The 16804-nt window shown below is 51.9% G+C and carries 15 protein-coding genes and 1 pseudogene; 8 read left to right on the top strand and 8 right to left on the bottom strand.

What is annotated here, in order from left to right; all coding sequences use genetic code 11:
- Positions 1-42: 42 nt before the first annotated feature.
- Entirely contained in the window at positions 43-498 is a 456-nt protein-coding gene (locus ACF8PK_RS13200) for an Lrp/AsnC family transcriptional regulator (RefSeq protein ID WP_158108461.1), read from the bottom strand.
- Positions 499-672: 174 nt separating this feature from the next.
- On the opposite strand from ACF8PK_RS13200, the pseudogene ACF8PK_RS13195 reads away from it, so the two are divergent.
- The 3 genes and pseudogenes from ACF8PK_RS13195 to emrD form a co-directional block, all read left to right on the top strand.
- Positions 673-1590 (top strand): annotated as a pseudogene (locus ACF8PK_RS13195) (DMT family transporter); the annotation flags it as partial.
- Positions 1591-2031: 441 nt separating this feature from the next.
- Positions 2032-2340, top strand: coding sequence for a cysteine-rich CWC family protein (locus tag ACF8PK_RS13190; RefSeq protein ID WP_392441716.1), 309 nt, complete (start codon positions 2032-2034; stop codon positions 2338-2340).
- Positions 2341-2533: 193 nt separating this feature from the next.
- Complete coding sequence (emrD, locus tag ACF8PK_RS13185; protein WP_004726952.1) at positions 2534-3739, top strand: multidrug efflux MFS transporter EmrD; 1206 nt, start codon at positions 2534-2536, stop codon at positions 3737-3739.
- A gap of 124 nt (positions 3740-3863) precedes the next feature.
- Here emrD and ACF8PK_RS13180 read toward each other — a convergent pair whose 3' ends face one another.
- Complete coding sequence (locus ACF8PK_RS13180) at positions 3864-4208, bottom strand: HopJ type III effector protein (protein ID WP_154179729.1); 345 nt, start codon at positions 4206-4208, stop codon at positions 3864-3866.
- Positions 4209-4548: 340 nt separating this feature from the next.
- Between ACF8PK_RS13180 and ACF8PK_RS13175 the strand changes: the two genes are divergently transcribed.
- Positions 4549-6546: a methyl-accepting chemotaxis protein gene (locus ACF8PK_RS13175; protein WP_392441713.1), complete on the top strand. Its 1998-nt coding sequence runs from the start codon at positions 4549-4551 to the stop codon at positions 6544-6546.
- Between the two features lie 135 nt (positions 6547-6681).
- Here ACF8PK_RS13175 and ACF8PK_RS13170 read toward each other — a convergent pair whose 3' ends face one another.
- Both ACF8PK_RS13170 and ACF8PK_RS13165 read right to left on the bottom strand, forming a co-directional pair.
- Entirely contained in the window at positions 6682-7179 is a 498-nt protein-coding gene (locus ACF8PK_RS13170) for a hypothetical protein (RefSeq protein ID WP_231623377.1), read from the bottom strand.
- A 35-nt stretch (positions 7180-7214) separates the two neighbouring features.
- Positions 7215-7727 (bottom strand): nicotinate-nicotinamide nucleotide adenylyltransferase, encoded by a 513-nt coding sequence (locus ACF8PK_RS13165; protein WP_004726956.1) that lies wholly within the window; start codon positions 7725-7727, stop codon positions 7215-7217.
- Positions 7728-7830: 103 nt separating this feature from the next.
- Between ACF8PK_RS13165 and nadE the strand changes: the two genes are divergently transcribed.
- A complete protein-coding gene (nadE, locus tag ACF8PK_RS13160) occupies positions 7831-8661 on the top strand; it encodes an ammonia-dependent NAD(+) synthetase (RefSeq protein WP_392441710.1) in 831 nt (276 codons plus the stop codon).
- Positions 8662-8944: 283 nt separating this feature from the next.
- The gene (locus ACF8PK_RS13155; protein WP_038151633.1) at positions 8945-10270 is read left to right on the top strand and encodes an anaerobic C4-dicarboxylate transporter; all 1326 of its coding nucleotides are present in this window, start codon (positions 8945-8947) and stop codon (positions 10268-10270) included.
- A gap of 98 nt (positions 10271-10368) precedes the next feature.
- Here the strand turns inward: ACF8PK_RS13155 and ACF8PK_RS13150 are convergent, their stop codons facing one another.
- The 3 genes from ACF8PK_RS13150 to ACF8PK_RS13140 all read right to left on the bottom strand — a co-directional run bounded on the left by ACF8PK_RS13150 (position 10369) and on the right by ACF8PK_RS13140 (position 13375).
- A complete protein-coding gene (locus ACF8PK_RS13150) occupies positions 10369-11139 on the bottom strand; it encodes a LytR/AlgR family response regulator transcription factor (protein WP_392441831.1) in 771 nt (256 codons plus the stop codon).
- A complete protein-coding gene (locus tag ACF8PK_RS13145; RefSeq protein WP_392441709.1) occupies positions 11129-12181 on the bottom strand; it encodes a sensor histidine kinase in 1053 nt (350 codons plus the stop codon). Before ACF8PK_RS13145 ends, ACF8PK_RS13150 begins: the two co-directional genes overlap by 11 nt.
- Before the next feature lie 285 nt (positions 12182-12466).
- Positions 12467-13375 carry an aldo/keto reductase family oxidoreductase gene (locus tag ACF8PK_RS13140; protein WP_158108458.1) on the bottom strand — a complete coding sequence of 303 codons (909 nt, stop codon included), beginning with the start codon at positions 13373-13375 and terminating at the stop codon, positions 12467-12469.
- Between the two features lie 97 nt (positions 13376-13472).
- Here ACF8PK_RS13140 and ACF8PK_RS13135 point away from each other — a divergent pair, with 97 nt between their 5' ends.
- Entirely contained in the window at positions 13473-13892 is a 420-nt protein-coding gene (locus ACF8PK_RS13135; protein ID WP_041943195.1) for a hypothetical protein, read from the top strand.
- Here ACF8PK_RS13135 and ACF8PK_RS13130 read toward each other — a convergent pair.
- Positions 13861-14409 carry a hypothetical protein gene (locus ACF8PK_RS13130; protein WP_392441707.1) on the bottom strand — a complete coding sequence of 183 codons (549 nt, stop codon included), beginning with the start codon at positions 14407-14409 and terminating at the stop codon, positions 13861-13863. The genes ACF8PK_RS13135 and ACF8PK_RS13130 overlap by 32 nt on opposite strands.
- A gap of 287 nt (positions 14410-14696) precedes the next feature.
- Here ACF8PK_RS13130 and ACF8PK_RS13125 point away from each other — a divergent pair, with 287 nt between their 5' ends.
- Entirely contained in the window at positions 14697-16742 is a 2046-nt protein-coding gene (locus ACF8PK_RS13125) for an alpha-amylase (protein WP_392441705.1), read from the top strand.
- The last annotated feature ends 62 nt before the right edge of the window (positions 16743-16804 follow it).

The following is a 16804-nucleotide window of genomic DNA, read 5'->3' as shown; positions in this document are numbered from 1 at the left end:
CGCGCAACAGACGGATATCAAATCCCATGCACATCCATCTGGTTAACGAAACACGGGCAACGAGCCAGCCTGTTTCACCTGGCGCATCGCCAGATGAGTATGAATGTCTTTGACGTTGTCCAATTGCTGCACTTTGCGAATAAAGCGCTCGTAACCCACCAGATCCGGGCTGACCACTTCCAGCAGATAATCGTACGCGCCCGACACCACGTGCGCGCTGATCACTTCATCCATCTCCACCAGCGCCGATTCGAATTCATCAATCGAATTGGCTTGATGATTATTGAGGCTGACTTCGACAAACACCGTCATGCCGATGCCAACCGCTTTGCGATTCAGCGTCGCCTGATAACCATCAATCACACCTTCATCTTCCAGCCGCTTGATGCGCCGCGCGCAGGGAGAGGCTGACAACCCGACCAGCTCCGCCAATTCAGCCGTCGAGAGTCGGCCTTGTTTTTGAATCAGCGCCAGCAAGTGGCGGTCAATTCTGTCCATTTTCATCATTTGGTGATTTCCAGCGTCATTTTCATATTTATTGATGGAATCCATCAATAATTCCATTCCCATAAACTAAATTCGCTGAATATCAGCGTCAAGTTCTCGTGATAATAAAACCCTCGGCCGATTGTGCGCATGGCACGCGGCACCACCGATCATCAGGGATGACTTATGCTTTCAGGATACTTGGCCATGGTGGCCACACTGCTGCTTTGGGCGGGCTTTTTCTTATCACTGCGCGAAGGAGCCATGAGTGCGCTGACACCGGCCGATATCGCGCTGACGCGCTTTTTGATTCCCGCCATACTGTTGTTGCCGTTTGTGATGAAAGCCAAAGCACAAATAGCGATGGTGCCCAAGCGTTACTTGCTCGGCATGTTTATCGGCTGCGGCCTGCCTTACCTGCTGTTAACCGGCAGTGCGATGCACTTTGTGCCGGTTTCCGACGGCAGCACACTGGTTCCGGGCACCCTGCCGCTCTTTGTCTCCGGCATTGCGGTATGGCTGTTTCATCAGCCGCTGAGCCAGCATCGTATCTTTGGGTTGGTGTTGGTCTTGGGGGGAATTGGCGTGTTTCTCTCCACCAGCGCCATGGATTATCAGAGTGACAAACTGTTGGGTCACTTGCTGTTTCTGCTGGGCAGTTTGATGTGGGCCGTATTTACCATCTGCGCTCGTGTCGCGAACTTGCATTCGCTGGCTGCGGCCGGATTCATTTCCCTGTTGTCCGTCACCTTGCTACTCGCGCTGATCGCCACTGGCGTGCTGCCGAGCCACTTAGCGCAAACGCCGATCTCGGCCTGGCCATGGCAAACGCTGTTTGGCCACAGCTTAATTCAAGGTTTGGGAGCCGGCGTGATTGCTGCCTTTACTTACCTGCATGCGGTGACCACACTCGGTGCGGAGCGCTCTGCGGCATTTGGTTCAGCCACACCAGCCCTTGCAACGTTATTGGCGATACCACTCTTTGGCGAGATGCCAAGCACACTCACATGGGTCGGGTTGGGATTGGTCAGCTGCGGCAGCTTAATTGCCAGCAACGTGTTGATGAAATATGACGCGTCACTGGCGTATCAACCACCGCAACACGGTCGGAATTTATGGAACAGGCACGCCGTTAGCGAACCACTTCCAAAATTAACGGCACCACCACACACAGGCCAAACAGCGTATTGGCCTTATCGCTGTAGCGTAAATGGATCAGAAATGGCGAGGCGACAAACAGCGTCACCAACACTGGCACGGCGCTAATCACGCCCAACAGATAGAGCGCCACCAGCAGGACAGACAAAGTGACCGTCCAGCGCACCGGCACCAGCAGCTTCTTTCCCAATCCAAACATAAATACCAAGGCAGCAAGCAAAGGTAACATCAAAACACCTTTATGATATTAATTCTCATTTAGATTCATCATAGTCACGCGCCGCCACAAAAGCAATAGCCGTACAACGAAAGATCGAATGCCTCCGGTTGGGTCACGGCACAACTTCAGGTATATTTCCGGTTCACTCACTCAAGAAGTTCGCTGTTATGAAAACCCCATGTATCGCCGCCTGTAAAAACAATGGTGGAATCTGCTCTGGTTGCCGCCGCACGATGGATGAAATTATTCAGTGGCGCCATCTGTCCGACGACGAGCGCGACACCATCATGCAGCGATTATTCGGTCAACAATCCACCCACACTTGCCCTGCTTGCGGCGAGCCAGCACATTGCGACATCAGCGCGGGGAAAAGCACCTGCTGGTGTTTTGACGTCGAAAAACGTGACGTGTCTGCCCAGCCAGAAAGCTCGGTTTGCCTGTGTCGAAAATGCTTAGAAAAACAGCCGATTGAATAATAATTTCACATTACTTTTTCTAATTCAAAACATAGATTTTTATCTTGCTTAAGATCACATTTTTCGATTGCTTAAGCACTCCACCCTCACTAATATCTCGCGCCGAGAGCATCGCTTTCCTTCCCGCTCTCATTAGTCATATTTTTGAAATTTATCTTTCTCGCGTTATTGATGTTGTTGGGTGGAGAAAAAGATGTCTGCAACATTTCCGTTAGCTAAACTGACGTTCCTGATCGCCATTCTGACCGCTGTTGGTCAGATGACTCAGACCATGTATGTGCCTTCCATTGGTCACATGGCCGATGATTTTCTGGTGTCTGCCGCATCGCTGCAGGCGGTAATGGCGTGCTATCTGATCCCGTATGGTCTGTCGCAGTTTGTCTACGGTCCGCTGTCCGATCGTTTGGGCCGTAAACCGATCATCATCGCGGGTCTGGCCATTTACATCGTAGGTTCATTGGTCGCGCTATTTGCCCATGACTACGCTTGGTTCTTGGCAGGTAGCTTTATTCAAGGCTTGGGGATTGGTTGTGGCGGTGCGATGTCTCGTACATTAACGCGCGACTGTTTTACCGGCGCAGAACTGCACCATGCGAACAGCCTGATCAGCATGTGTTTGATTTTTTCTCCGCTGATCGCGCCAGTATTGGGTGGTTACCTGACTGAATTCTTTGGTTGGCGTTCAAGCTACCTGTTCTTGTCGCTGTTTGCGATTGCCGTGGTCATTACCATGATGACCAGCATGGTCGAAACGCTGCCAAAAGAGCGTCGTAAAAAAGAGTCGGTACTGCACAGCTACAGCTACGTGATGTCCGATCACCGCTTTCAAGGTTACTTGATTTGCCTTGTCGCCACCTTTGCTGGTGTGGCGGTATTTGAAGGCGCGGCCGGCGTGCTGCTGGGTGGTGTTCTGGCGCTGCCAGCAACCACCGTGAGCTTGTTGTTCGTCACCCCAATTCCGGGTTATCTGGCCGGTGCGTGGCTGTCGAATGTGATTGCACAACGTGCCAGTGAAAAACGCGCACTACAAGTGGGCTTGTTCGCGATTATGCTGGGTTCGATGATCGTGTTGATCCCTGGCTTGATGGATCACACCACGGCCCCCACTTTAATTGGTGGTGCAACGGTGTATTTCTTGGGTGCTGGTATTTTGTTCCCTGCGGCAACTACGGGCGCGTTAACACCGCTGCCTTACCATGCCGGTACTGGCGGTGCGATTTTGGGTGGCATGCAAAACTTGGGCGCTGGCTTGGCGACCTTGATGGCATCCATGTTCCCAGCATCCAACCAACTGCCACTGGGCGTGATTATGATGGTGATGTCAGTGCTGGCGCTGCTTGGACTACGCCGCGTGTACAAACGCCACGATCCATCCAAACACATGCCACTGGCGATCTAACGCCACGCATCAATGACCTAACGTCAAAGACCCAACGTCAAAAAGGGAGGCTCATGGCCTCCCTTTTGTTTGTCTGATGTCTTTGTCTCGTGGACCACGTTTCTCGTGGCTCACTTCGTGTGACTTATTTGGCGCGCAGCGCCTCGCCTTCAAAGGTCACGCCATCCCAACCAAAGCGCATGAAGTTGCGAATGTTCTGATGATCCTCATTCTCCGGGTGCTGCAACACATCCTGACGGTAAAAATCACCAAAGCAAGCGAGCGTAGCTTGCGGGCTCAGTTGATGAAGCTGCGCAAAGGCAAAAATCTTACATGAACCGTTGTTCTGGTTCGCTTCATTGCGGGTCTCGCCATTGTCAAACGCCGTTGGCGTGAAATCGTAATGCGCATCAATGGTCGCAATGACCTCAGCAAATACAACGCATTCAGGTTGCTCATTCAGTTGCGTCAGTAGCGCGCTCAGTTCCATGTCAGTCTATTCCTGTTGAGATCGAAAACCCGCAGTCTAAAGAAATTTAACTGCGGTGAAAACCGATGCACGGATTGAATCCATCACTGCATTTCCATTCAATCGGATCTAGCGCACAAAATTGAAGCAAAAACAGCGCCCGTATTGCCCCCTGTTGCAGCATCAATGGGCGCACAATCAAGTCGTGCACTCGCATGAGGATTCAATTATTGCGTGAATGCATCCGTTGTGTTCTTTAATCCTTGTCTACACTAATGTTTTATATCAGAACGACTGTTTTACCTAAGAACGGATGTTTTACCCAAGAACTCAATAATAAATTAACTCGTCAGAGGGCAACATGAAAAAACTATTGCGGCATTTCCCTGTGTACAGGGTGGTTACGCTGATTGCTGGCCTACCTATCGCCATTGCATTGATACTTGCGACGTTGAACGTGCTCGACCTCAGAAACCATGTGGAAGTCGCTGAGCATGACCAAGAAACCGTCAACCTCATTCTGCTCTACGATAACCTCGCGCACAATCTGGCGTTAGAACGCGGCCTCACCGCTGGTGTTCTTGGCGCCAAAGGCCAAGGCCCGCAAGTCGAGCAACTTCGTCAGCAGCGCAGCGAAACCGATACGCACGTGAAAGCGCTGCAAAACTTTGCCCCCAAAACACTCGCCCCACAATTAACGCGCGCATTAAAAGCCGATGTCCTCAATCAACTGACACAACTCTCCGACGTACGCAAACAAGTTGATGCCCTCGCGCCCACCATTTCTCCGTTTGCCTACTACTCCAACCTCAATCAACTGGCAATCGATGATGCGCAAGTCCTGCTCTCCACCATCGACGACGTCAATGTGGCTGAAATGGGTAGCTCATTAATTGCTATCGTGATCATGAAAGAGCGCGCCGGACAAGTTCGCGGCGCGCTCAATGGGGCATTTGCGCGCAAAGCATCGACGCCCGCGCAATACACCGCAGTCAACGGGTATATTGAATCCGGGAAATATGCAGAGCGCATGGCAACCCTGACGATGCCCCCCGCGTTGAACCAGAAGCTGACGCAAGCCAAAAACACCGACATTTGGAAAAATGTGGAAGCGATTCAACGCGCCTATTTGTCCCAAAGTGACACGTTAAATGCCTTGCAAGGCCCTGCGCCGTCGGAATGGTTTGGCGCCGCAACCGAACGCATCAAGCTGATTAACCAACTACGAAACGACATTCAGCAACAAATGACCACCCTATCGGCCACGCAAGCAGAACAAGCCATTTGGAACCAGAACATCATCTTGGTGCTCAGTATCATCGTGGGATTTGTGTTGATTTGGAGCTTGGTCACCAGTGTGATGACGCTGCGCGAGCGCGTGGGAAAACTCAACAAAACACTGCACGCCATGGCATCCCAACGCGATTTGAGTGTCTCTTTGGCTTCACCCGGTCAAGATGAAATCTCGCAGATCTCGCAGAGCGTGAATGGTTTAACCACCAACATTCGTAGCCTGCTGTCCGATGTCACCACCACCAACGAACACAGCGCGGAACGCCTGACCAAAATTGTCCGCGGCGCGCAAGATCTCGGAAAGAGCAGCAGCGCAACAACGGCCAAATGTGAAAACATCGCTGCGGCAATGACTGAGCTGTCGCAGTCCAGTGTTGAAATTGCGCAGTCGTCAGAACGAGCGCTGGAAGAAACCCAACAAATGACCCAACGGGTGGTCGAGTGCCAAGATCAAAGCCAATCATCATTCAAAGCGGTTGAAGCCTTGGTGCAGCAAATCGAACAGACGCAAACCTGCATGACCGAGCTGGAAAAAGACGCCATGAGCGTGAGTAAAATCGTCGATACCATCAATGGCATTTCAGAACAGACCAACCTGCTGGCCCTCAACGCCGCCATTGAAGCGGCGCGCGCTGGTGAACACGGGCGCGGTTTTGCCGTGGTCTCCTCTGAAGTGCGCGATTTGGCGCAACGCAGTAAAGACGCAACGGAGCACATCAGCCAACTGCTCGGCAATATCACCAACAACACGGCCACAGCAGTAAACAACATGGAGAAAAGCCGCGAAGCGACTCACGACACCTTTGCGTCCGTGTCGACTGTGACCAACAGCGTGGCGGCGCTGGAAAGTGTGATTGAAGAAGTCAACGCACACATCACCAGCATCGCGAACGCCACCATTGAGCAATCCAAAGCCAGTGAAGCGGTCGACCAAGACGTCGACATTCTGGCTGACATTGCCCAGCAAACCGGTGAACTGGCCCAACAAATGAATCACATTGTCAGCAGCTATCATGGTGAAGTGGATCGCGTGAAACAGCAGCTCGGCGCATTCAAACTGAGTTAAGCGGGAATGCCAAAGTACTACGAAGATAAAAAGTACTGCGCAGATAAACCGTCTTAGACAACGCAACACACCATCAGGCGCAGGCACAAAAAAAGGTCATCTCTCGATGACCTTTTTTACCATATGCTTCACGGCTCAAAATGGCACTTCAACCTGCATAAACCAATCGGCTTGATACACTTCGTGCCAACGATAATCTAGGCGAACACGCGGTTCTCCCGTTTTCTTCTGGCCAAACCCCAAGCTCAGCTTTAGGCCGTGGCTCTTCACCCACTCTTCAGTGGTCATTTGTTCTTCACGTGCAGCCAAATCAGCCGGCATCCAAACGCCCACACCCAGATAACTGTTGTCCATCTGTTGGGTCACAAATGGGCTACTGTCGTTGACATCAGCAGCCAACCAACCATCCCAATATTCACCACTGCTTGGTGTTGCATCCGCTTCGGCATCAAACGTTAACAGATGTTCCGAGCCCGGTTCTTCACTATTGAGAGAAACGCAAATGCCGGCGTTCTCCATGTAGTTGATCTCAACGAGCTCTTCTGAGGGTTGTGTTGCCGAAGTATATAAGTCGCAGTCCAACGCCAAGGTCGGTAGAGAGAAAAGTGCTAATAACAACACACACTTTTTCATGGTTCACGACTCCAGCCCAACACGGGCAAAAATGATTAATACACGCTGAGTTTTTGCAGTAACTGTGCCACTGAAGGGGTTGTCATGGTGGAGATGTCCCCTTTTTCAGCTAAACGCTGGCGAATGTCCGTACTGCGTACTTTGACTTTTTCCGGACAGGCCATCACGGACCAACGCTGTAAAATCTCTTGAGATTTAAAAAACTTACCGAAATTGAACAAATTATCAGGTCCGACCACGAAAGTAATGTCAGCGTGAGGAAAGATTTCCTGTAAACGCGTCAAAACCGCGTAAGTCGTGACACTTTCACCCGGTTGGATCAAATCCTGTTCAACTGTACTTCGTTCTAACTTATGAGATGAAAAATCACCAATAAAAGCATCAATAAGGTTGCAGCGGATCTCATAATTCAGCATTTCCTTGCCCCAAGCATGAGAAATGCTCGGCACGAGTAAAATGCGATCAAAATGTTCAAGTGAGTCAATGACGCTCTTGTGGCCCAACGTGGGTGGGTTAAAAGCGCTGCCAAAAACAGCAATTTTTTCCATCTTTTTCCCGATTAAGAGTGAAAACGGCATTCACGGTTTTCTAATTGAATGTTTGCGGTATGATACTACTAAATGTTTATTGCTTGCAGGAAAAGGAACGCTAATGGAACAAATTATCCGCGAAGAGATGCGAGTGCTACCAAGCATCGATCCAGCATTCGAAATTGAACGCCGTGTTGGCTTTATTAAACGCAAACTGACTGAATCTGGCTGCAAAGCACTCGTTCTTGGCATCAGTGGCGGTATCGATTCCACCACATGCGGTCGTTTGGCCCAATTGGCGGTGGATGCTCTCAACCAAGAGCACGGCACTGACCAATACAAATTCGTTGCCGTTCGCCTGCCTTACGGTGCACAAAAGGATGAAGATGAAGCGCAGCAAGCGCTGGCTTTCATTCAACCGACCTTCTCAGTTTCCGTGAACATCAAAGCGGGTGTCGATGGCTTACACGCCGCATCACATGACGCATTGGCCGGCACGGGGCTGATCCCACGCGAAGCGGCGAAAATTGATTTCGTCAAAGGCAACGTCAAAGCGCGTGCTCGCATGGTGGCACAATATGAAATCGCCGGGTACGTGGGTGGTTTGGTACTGGGGACCGATCATTCAGCCGAAAACATCACCGGCTTCTACACCAAATTTGGTGACGGTGCGTGTGACCTTGCGCCGCTGTTTGGTTTAAGCAAACGTCAAGTTCGCCAAGTCGCCGCAGCACTGGGTGCACCGGAGCTGCTGGTTCACAAAACCCCAACGGCGGATTTGGAAGAGCTCGCGCCGCAAAAAGCGGATGAAGATGCGTTGAACCTGACTTACGAACAGATCGATGATTTCCTCGAAGGCAAACCGGTCACTCAAGCGGTGATTGACCGTTTAGTGAGCATTTACAAAGCCACGCAGCACAAACGTCAACCCATTCCGACCATCTACGACTAAACGCGTTGCATACTTTGCGTTGCTTTATGCATCAGATGACATAAGTTCTTGTAAAGCCAAGCCTTCTGCGCTTGGCTTTTTATTCACAGGACACACATTGTGGCACAACATTCTCGCTACAAAATCACTCCCAATATCATTACTTATCAATCAAATACCGTGATTGCCCTCCCATTACTTTCATTCCATTTTTTGTAGCCCAAGTTGTGTGAACCAAGCTTCATATTTTTTGTGAATAGCGTCGGAAAATATATTCATCTCTCATTTCATAAGGTTCACAAATATGTTGTACATGGAGTTCTTGTTCCTCCTAATAATGCTGTACATCGGCTCGCGGTATGGCGGTATTGGCCTCGGCGTTGTATCGGGTATCGGTCTGACGGTCGAAGTCTTTATCTTCAAGATGCCGCCCACGTCACCACCCATCACCGTTATGCTTATCATTCTTGCGGTGGTCACGTGTGCTTCGATTTTGGAAGCCGCTGGTGGCCTGAAATATATGCTGCAAGTGGCGGAGCGCTTGCTGCGTAAAAACCCCAAACGCGTCACCATCATTGCGCCGCTGGTCACTTACTGTATGACTTTCCTGCTCGGTACCGGTCACGCGGTTTACTCCATCATGCCTATCATCGGCGACGTGGCGTTGAAAAACGGCATTCGTCCTGAACGCCCAATGGCGGCGGCTTCTGTGGCATCGCAAATCGCCATCACCGCGTCTCCGATTTCGGCGGCAGTGGTGTACTACTTGGCGGAGCTGTCCAACATCAACCACAACATCACACTGCTGTCGATTCTGATGGTCTCTGTACCAGCCACGCTGTTCGGAACCGTGCTAATGTCGCTTTACAGCTTGCGTCGCGGTAAAGAGCTGGAAGATGACAAAGAGTATCAAGCGCGCCTGCAAGATCCGGTATTGCGTGAAAAGATCTTCAGCACCACAGCCACATCGTTGAATGAACAACTACCGACATCAGCGAAGAACTCCGTGCTGCTGTTCATCCTGTCGATCATTGTGATTGTACTGGTGGCGATGTTCCCAGAAGTGCGTCAAATCGGTGATGCAAAACCCATCAACATGGCAACCGTCATTCAGATGATGATGCTGTGTTTCGGCGGTATCATTTTGCTGGTCACCAAAGTAAATCCGAAAACCGTGCCGGAAGGTGTGGTGTTCAAATCAGGGATGGTGGCGGCGATTGCGATTTTCGGTATCGCATGGATGTCAGACACTTACTTCCAATACGCGATGCCGCAGTTCCGCTCTGGCATCATTGATATGGTGAACGCCTACCCTTGGACGTTCGCGCTGGCACTGTTCATCGTTTCCGTGGTCGTGAACTCACAAGCGGTGGTGGCAAAAATGATGCTGCCCGTGGGCTTAGCGCTGGGCTTAGAGCCTGCCCTGCTGATCGGTTTGATGCCGGCGCTGTACGGTTACTTCTTCATTCCGAACTACCCGTCTGATATCGCCACGGTGAACTTCGATATCACCGGCACCACCAAGATCGGTAAGTGGTACTTCAACCACTCCTTTATGGCGCCGGGGTTGGTGGGCGTGATTGGTGGTTGTTGTATGGGCTACGTCCTGGGTCAAATTGTGATTGGCTAACAACCCAATGCATACAAGAAAAGCGGACTTTAGGTCCGCTTTTTATTTTTGAATCACTTTTGATCTTGAACCAAGCCTATTTGAACGGGATTTGGCCGCTATTTAAATTGGCTTTGCAACGCCCGGCTCACCGCCAATTTTCGCTCCCCAATGTAGACGTACATTTTGCCGGTGAACTCCTTTTTCACTTTATCTACCTTGGCGACATTCACAGCGACTGCGCGATGGATTTGCCAAAACTGATCGGGATTGAGCTGCGCCAACAGCTCCTTCAGCGATGCGCGCAGTAGATACGCTTCGATTCCACGCTCACCTTGCGTATACACCGACAGGTATTTATCTTCAGCTTTGAGATACAGCACATCTGCCGCGGCAATCAAATGAATCTCCTCACCTTTGCTCGCTTTCAACCAAGTCAAATAGCTGGGTTGGCGGTTGAGCTTTGAGAGCTGAGAGAGCAACTGCGCCATGTCCGGCGCGGTTTGCTCGGCGCTTTGTAATCGCTGCTGCAACCGTTCACAACACTGTTGCAAACGAGATTCGCTCACCGGTTTAAGTAGATAATCTGCCGCGTTGATATCAAAGGCGCGCAGCGCGTACTCATCAAAGGCCGTCACAAACACCACCAGCGGCGGCTTGACCAGCGCCTTGAGTTGATTCGCCAAAGCCATGCCATCGAGCTTGGGCATTTTGATGTCCAGAAACACAATATCGGGCCGATGCTGATGAATCGCGTCAAGTGCGGTTTCCCCATTGTCCGCCGTCGCTACCACATGGAGTTGTGGCCACAACTCAGCCAACGATTGATTCAAATGGCGGCGCAGCAGCGGTTCATCGTCTGCGATCAGCGCGGTCACATCAGGCCACATCATGCTCTCCTTGTAAGTGTGTCATCGCGTGTTCAGCGATTCGAATCGTGGCGGTCACACCGCCTTTGGCGTTCTGAGTCAGTGTGAACTTAGCATCTCGGCCAAACAGCCCCTGAAGACGCTGGCGCACATTCTCCAGCGCGATGCCATTGCCTTTGGGAATCTCACCAAGCCCGGCGCCATTGTCTGAAACGGTCAGCACAATCGCATCCTGCAGGCGCTCAATCGCCACATTCACTTCTCCGCCCTCCGCTTTGGGTTCAATGCCATGCTCGATCGCATTTTCCACCAGCGGTTGCAACAACATTGGCGGCAAGCAGAGCGCGTGCCACTGCGGATCGTTAGGTAAGCTATAGCGCAGACGATTTCCCAAACGAATCGATTGAATCCCCAGATAAGCATCAATCAGTTCCAGTTCGTCTTTGAGGGTCGAAACACCCTCGCGATGGCGCATTGAACTGCGCAATAAATCGGTTAGTTTTTCCAGCATACGCTGCGCTTTGTGCGGTTCGCTGGCAATCAGCGCGTTCACATTCGCGAGCGTATTAAACAGAAAATGTGGTTCAATCTGGCTTTGCAGCTGTTTGAGCTGGCTCAGTAGCAAGGCTTTCTCCTGTTCGCTCTGACGACGTTTCGCCACTTCGAGCGCATTTTCCGCCACCAGCTTTTGCTCATGAGCGTAAAAATAGAAAAAGCACAGCGCGGTAAACATCAACCCCAACATCATCACCGGTTTAAGCGCCGCAAGCGTGTCGAAGCCCGGGTATTGATTCAACCAAATGTACGCATTGGTGGTGCCAAGCACCATGGCGCCAGCCAACGCAAGCAGGTTCACGTGACGGGTAGAGAGCGAGGGAAACACCGCGCCCAACACCAGTGCGCACAGATACGCACTCACACCGTAACCAAAGCTGATGATGAGATGGCCGCGAAGCGGACTTGGCCAAATCGCCTGCGTACCGAGCGCAATCACAAAGCAAAACAGCGCGGTGAAGGTCAGGCTCTTGCCATGACGTTTTAGCCAAAGAGTTGTGTCTGTCATAAGACGATTCCTTTATCAATGAGTGAATCCTAAACAGTTCAGGCGGGTTTGCCTATGCACGCCCTGCAATGCCGCTCATGAAACGTGCGGCACCTCCCTTTTCTGTGTGGTCAGGAATCAGATTAAAGCGATTGAAAAACTCATTTGGCGCTTTGCGACGAACGGTCATCAGCTGGCGTGAACGGTTAACCGCCACCGTCATTGGCGCGGTGAAATCGAACCTGCGACGTAGAGTGACAAAAAAACCAGCCCGAGGGCTGGTTTTTATCTGTTCCGCAGCGTGGCCTATGGCACGCCATGACCTTTCGACGCCACCCACACGCGATACCACTGTTCGCGAGTCAGTGTCAGATCCAATGCATCCACCGCGGCTTGTACACGCTCGATTTTACCCGAGCCGATGATGGGCAGCGGTTTCGATGGCAGTGCGCGTACCCACGCGTAAATCACTTGGTCAATGCTTGCAGCGCCTAACTCTTCACGCAGCGTTTCTAACACCGCACGCACTCGTTTCGCCTGCTCAGATTCACCGTTAAAGATAGCGCCGCCGCCTAAACAAGACCACGCCATCGGACGCGTGCGCAGCATCTGCATTTGATCCAGCGTGCCATCATGGGCGACGTCAAAGTTCAGCGGGTTGATTTCCACCTGATTGGTTACCAGTGGTTTGCCCAAACGCGATTGCAGTAAATCAAACTGCGCTGGCGTGAAGTTCGACACACCGAAGTGTTTCACTTTGCCCACTTTATGCAGTTCAGCAAACGCCTCGGCCACTTCATCGGCATCCATCAGCACATCTGGGCGGTGAATCAACAGCACATCAATGTCATTGACACCCAAGCGTTCCAGCGAGTTGTTCACCGATTGGTAAATGTGCGCGGCACTGGTGTCGTAATGATTGATCGTACGTTCAGGGAATTGAGCGCTGCACAGCTTGATGTCACACTTGGTGACGATCTGCATCTGTTCACGCAAAGACGGTTCCAACGCCAACGCTTCACCGAACAGTTGCTCACACGCGTAGTTGCCGTATATATCGGCGTGATCAACTGTGGTGATCCCAAGCTCGAGGTGCTGCTTCAGGAAGGTCAAACGTTCTTGCGGTGTCATCCCCCATTCGCCCAGACGCCAGTATCCTTGTACTAGCTCAGAAAATTCCGGGCCTTGAGAGGCAATCGTGACTTTCGCAACCATGGTTTTACTCCTTTTCTCTCTTTGGCCAACATCCTAAGCTTGTTTCCCAGCTACCTCAACGGATAGACTGGAGAAGTTCGAACTGGAGTACGAAGTTGTGAGTTTTGCGACACGTTTACAAATATTAATTGGCGAAGAAAGTATCAGCGGATTTGCGCGTCGCGTCGAGCTGTCGGAAGGCTTGATTCGCAAATATCTCAAAGGCAGTGAGCCGAGCCTGACTAAAGCGAATCAGATTGCGATGCGCGCCAATTGCTCATTGGAATGGCTGGCGACCGGTTGCGGTTACTTGTATCGCCAAGCTGAAGTGGTAGATATGGACGCCTACGCGCTGGCGCATCAATACGTCACCGGAAATGCGCTGCCTCTTGACGAGCAAGAGCAGCAGCGACTGATCATCTCGGGATATCAATACTTACGCGCGCATAAAAAAGCCGATGGCTATCTCGACGAAGCGGCCATGGCGGCATTTTTGCAGCGCCACCCTAAGGAGCGAACGCCGTCCGCGTCAAAGTAAGCGACATCGCCACACCATCGGTGAACAACGTGGCTTGCGCGTCTTGATGCTGCCATGTCAGCGTTTTAGGGAACGCCCGCGCCTGTTGGTTGAGAAACAGCACCAACGCTTTATCCATGTCTTGCCAGCTTTGTGTTTGCCGCTGCTGCGCCACATCAAAGCGGGCCTGCGCCAGTTGAGCGTTTTGAAGCTGAAAGCCATCTTTGCGTAACCCAAGCTGCAATTGGCTCCAGTGATGCTGGCTGTAATCGGCGTGCAGCACCATCTCACTGCGATGATCTGGGTGAAACGTCACCTCCGCCCACACTGGGGTCGCATAATAGGCAAACGGCTCGCTGCACCACGCATTCACCGACGGCATCGCACTGCATTCCATCCACTCGCTGCGCTCAGAAAACGCCACCTCAGTTACCGCTTGTCCCGCCAGATAAGGCTGCAGAAAGTCCGGATGCGCCGCGACTGACGTGAGGCTCCAACACCCCATCACCGCCACACTCATCCAGTGCCATTTATTCATGGGCTTCTCCTCTTTGACGCCAGTGTGCCGCCAATCAGACACCAAAACAAGCGCCCGACGATCTACGCCCTAAAACGATAAAACGTGAGTCAGTTCAAGCTCTTGGGGCGTAGGTTTGAGAATGATGTGTCGACAAAATAGACGAGGTAATGTGGAACATGAATAATTCCAACACAGCCCAACCTACTGAATTTCGTGACCTCAACGGCAAAGTAATGGCTACCGCTTTGCGTTGGTTGAGCGAGACCTCTGTAGTCAGGGACGATGAAACAAGGACTTGATAGAGTATGAAACTCAGCACCCTAACACTGGCGTTACTCGCTGTGGCGCCGACCGTCATGGCCTCGCCCAACTTGGCCATATCCACCACCACCAACAGCCGCGATTTTCCGCTCAGTAGCGAAGAGCCGCTGGTCATTCCACTCACCAAAGATGACTACACGCTGCGTATCACCGGCGTCGAGGGTCAATGTGAGGCGCCCGCCGATCAACGCGTTAAATTCAACTCACCCATCGCGCTTAATTGTGGCAGCGCAACTGAACTGCCGCTAAAAATTCGTTTTACGGGACAATACGCGTTTAGTTATGACGCCAAGGCTCATACGCTGACGTTTGTACGTCAGGCCACGACCTCAACCAAAACCGAATTCAAACGCCCGATTCCGAATGTCACCTGTGAAGTGTACCAAGGGGGCGATGTGACGCTGGCGCTGGGTAACACCTACGCCGATGGCACCCAACTCAAAGATGCCTTTACCCAACAAGTCGTCACTGTACAGCAGGGCAAAGTCACGCTCACCCCATCAAAAACCAGCGGCGGTTTGGTGTTGTTAGAGCCGGTGGAAGCCAAAGCGCAACCCTTTACCTATCGGAACGCCAACATTTACTTTGTGATGGTTGACCGCTTTAAGAACGGCGACCCAAGCAACGATCACAGCTATGGCCGCAAAAGCGATGGCAAAGATGAAGTCGGCACCTTTCATGGCGGCGACTTAAAAGGCGTAATCGCCAAGCTTGATTACATCAAGAGCCTTGGCACCGACGCCATCTGGCTCTCTCCGATTGTTGAGCAGGTGCGCGGCTTTGTTGGCGGCGGCGACAGCGGCTCGTTTCCGTTTTACGCCTATCACGGCTACTGGACGCGTGATTTCACCAAAATCGATGAAAACTTCGGGGTGGATGACGACCTGAAAACATTGGTCACTGAGGCGCACAAACGTGGCATGAAAGTGCTGTTGGATGCGGTGATTAACCACACCGGTTATGCGACGCTGGCTGATTTGCAATTCGACGGCGTTGACGTGGTCAACCCACGTAACTTACCGAAAAACTGGGCCGATTGGGCGCCTCAAGCCGGTGAAAACTGGCACAGCTTCCACCAAAACATCAACTACCAAAGCAACCATTGGCGCGATTGGTGGGGCGGCGATTGGGTTCGTGCGGGCCTTCCCGGTTATCCCAAACCGGGCTCTAGCGACATCACCATGTCACTGGCTGGGTTGCCCGATTTTCGCACCGAATCGACTGACTACGTGACGCCGCCCAAATGGCTGCTCAACAACCCGGGCACTCGCGTGGTCGCGAAAGACAACTACACCGTATCGGATTACTTGATTGAATGGCAAAGCGACTGGGTAAAACGCTTTGGCGTGGATGGCTACCGCGTGGATACCGTGAAACACGTGGAAGGGGATGTGTGGAAGCGCCTGAAACAGAAAGCGAGTGAAAGCCTCGATGAATGGCGTGCCGCCAATGGCCAACAAGGCGAACCATTTTGGATGATGGGTGAAGTGTGGGGCCATCGCGCTTACCGCAGCCCTTACTTCGATGATGGGTTTGACGCGCTGATCAACTTCGACATTCAAAAACGCATGGATACCGGCGCAGCGTGTCTGAGCCAAATGGCGATGGTGTACCGCGACTATGCCGAAACGCTGGCGAAGTACCCCGATTTCAACCCGGTCAGCTACATGTCTTCGCACGATACCGAGCTATTCTATGGCCGTTTCAAATCGCTCGACATGCAGCGGAACGCAGCCAATGCGTTACTGCTCACTCCGGGCGCGGTGCAAGTCTATTACGGTGATGAAGTCGCACGAGAAGTTGGCCCTTATGCCGATGATTTCCATCAGGGCACTCGCTCTAGCATGAACTGGGATTTGGATGCCGATCGCCAAGTGCTGCTGAGCCATTGGCAAACTGTCGGCCAGTTCCGTCACCGCCATCCGGCCATTGGTGGAGGCGAACATCAAGTCATCGAACAAAAAAATGCGTATGTGTTCTCGCGTACGCTGGGCGATGACAAAGTTGTGGTTGCGTTTGTCGGCCGTTAACTCAGCCATCCAAAGAAAAAATAAAGCGCACTCTGGGAGTGCGCTTTTTCTTAAGGGAAATA

Source organism: Vibrio sp. CJQ_6 (genome assembly GCF_043106745.1).
GTDB classification, from domain to species: domain Bacteria; phylum Pseudomonadota; class Gammaproteobacteria; order Enterobacterales; family Vibrionaceae; genus Vibrio; species Vibrio furnissii.
Note: the sequence above shows the minus strand (reverse complement) of the source record. Positions and strands in the feature narration are given on the sequence as shown.

Coding starts and splice junctions, on each gene's coding strand:
- ACF8PK_RS13200 (WP_158108461.1), bottom strand. CDS start 498: ATGGACAGAATTGACCGCCACTTGCTGGCGCTGATTCAAAAACAAGGC.
- ACF8PK_RS13190 (WP_392441716.1), top strand. CDS start 2,032: ATGAAAACCCCATGTATCGCCGCCTGTAAAAACAATGGTGGAATCTGC.
- emrD (WP_004726952.1), top strand. CDS start 2,534: ATGTCTGCAACATTTCCGTTAGCTAAACTGACGTTCCTGATCGCCATT.
- ACF8PK_RS13180 (WP_154179729.1), bottom strand. CDS start 4,208: ATGGAACTGAGCGCGCTACTGACGCAACTGAATGAGCAACCTGAATGC.
- ACF8PK_RS13175 (WP_392441713.1), top strand. CDS start 4,549: ATGAAAAAACTATTGCGGCATTTCCCTGTGTACAGGGTGGTTACGCTG.
- ACF8PK_RS13170 (WP_231623377.1), bottom strand. CDS start 7,179: ATGAAAAAGTGTGTGTTGTTATTAGCACTTTTCTCTCTACCGACCTTG.
- ACF8PK_RS13165 (WP_004726956.1), bottom strand. CDS start 7,727: ATGGAAAAAATTGCTGTTTTTGGCAGCGCTTTTAACCCACCCACGTTG.
- nadE (WP_392441710.1), top strand. CDS start 7,831: ATGGAACAAATTATCCGCGAAGAGATGCGAGTGCTACCAAGCATCGAT.
- ACF8PK_RS13155 (WP_038151633.1), top strand. CDS start 8,945: ATGTTGTACATGGAGTTCTTGTTCCTCCTAATAATGCTGTACATCGGC.
- ACF8PK_RS13150 (WP_392441831.1), bottom strand. CDS start 11,139: ATGTGGCCTGATGTGACCGCGCTGATCGCAGACGATGAACCGCTGCTG.
- ACF8PK_RS13145 (WP_392441709.1), bottom strand. CDS start 12,181: ATGACAGACACAACTCTTTGGCTAAAACGTCATGGCAAGAGCCTGACC.
- ACF8PK_RS13140 (WP_158108458.1), bottom strand. CDS start 13,375: ATGGTTGCGAAAGTCACGATTGCCTCTCAAGGCCCGGAATTTTCTGAG.
- ACF8PK_RS13130 (WP_392441707.1), bottom strand. CDS start 14,409: ATGAATAAATGGCACTGGATGAGTGTGGCGGTGATGGGGTGTTGGAGC.
- ACF8PK_RS13125 (WP_392441705.1), top strand. CDS start 14,697: ATGAAACTCAGCACCCTAACACTGGCGTTACTCGCTGTGGCGCCGACC.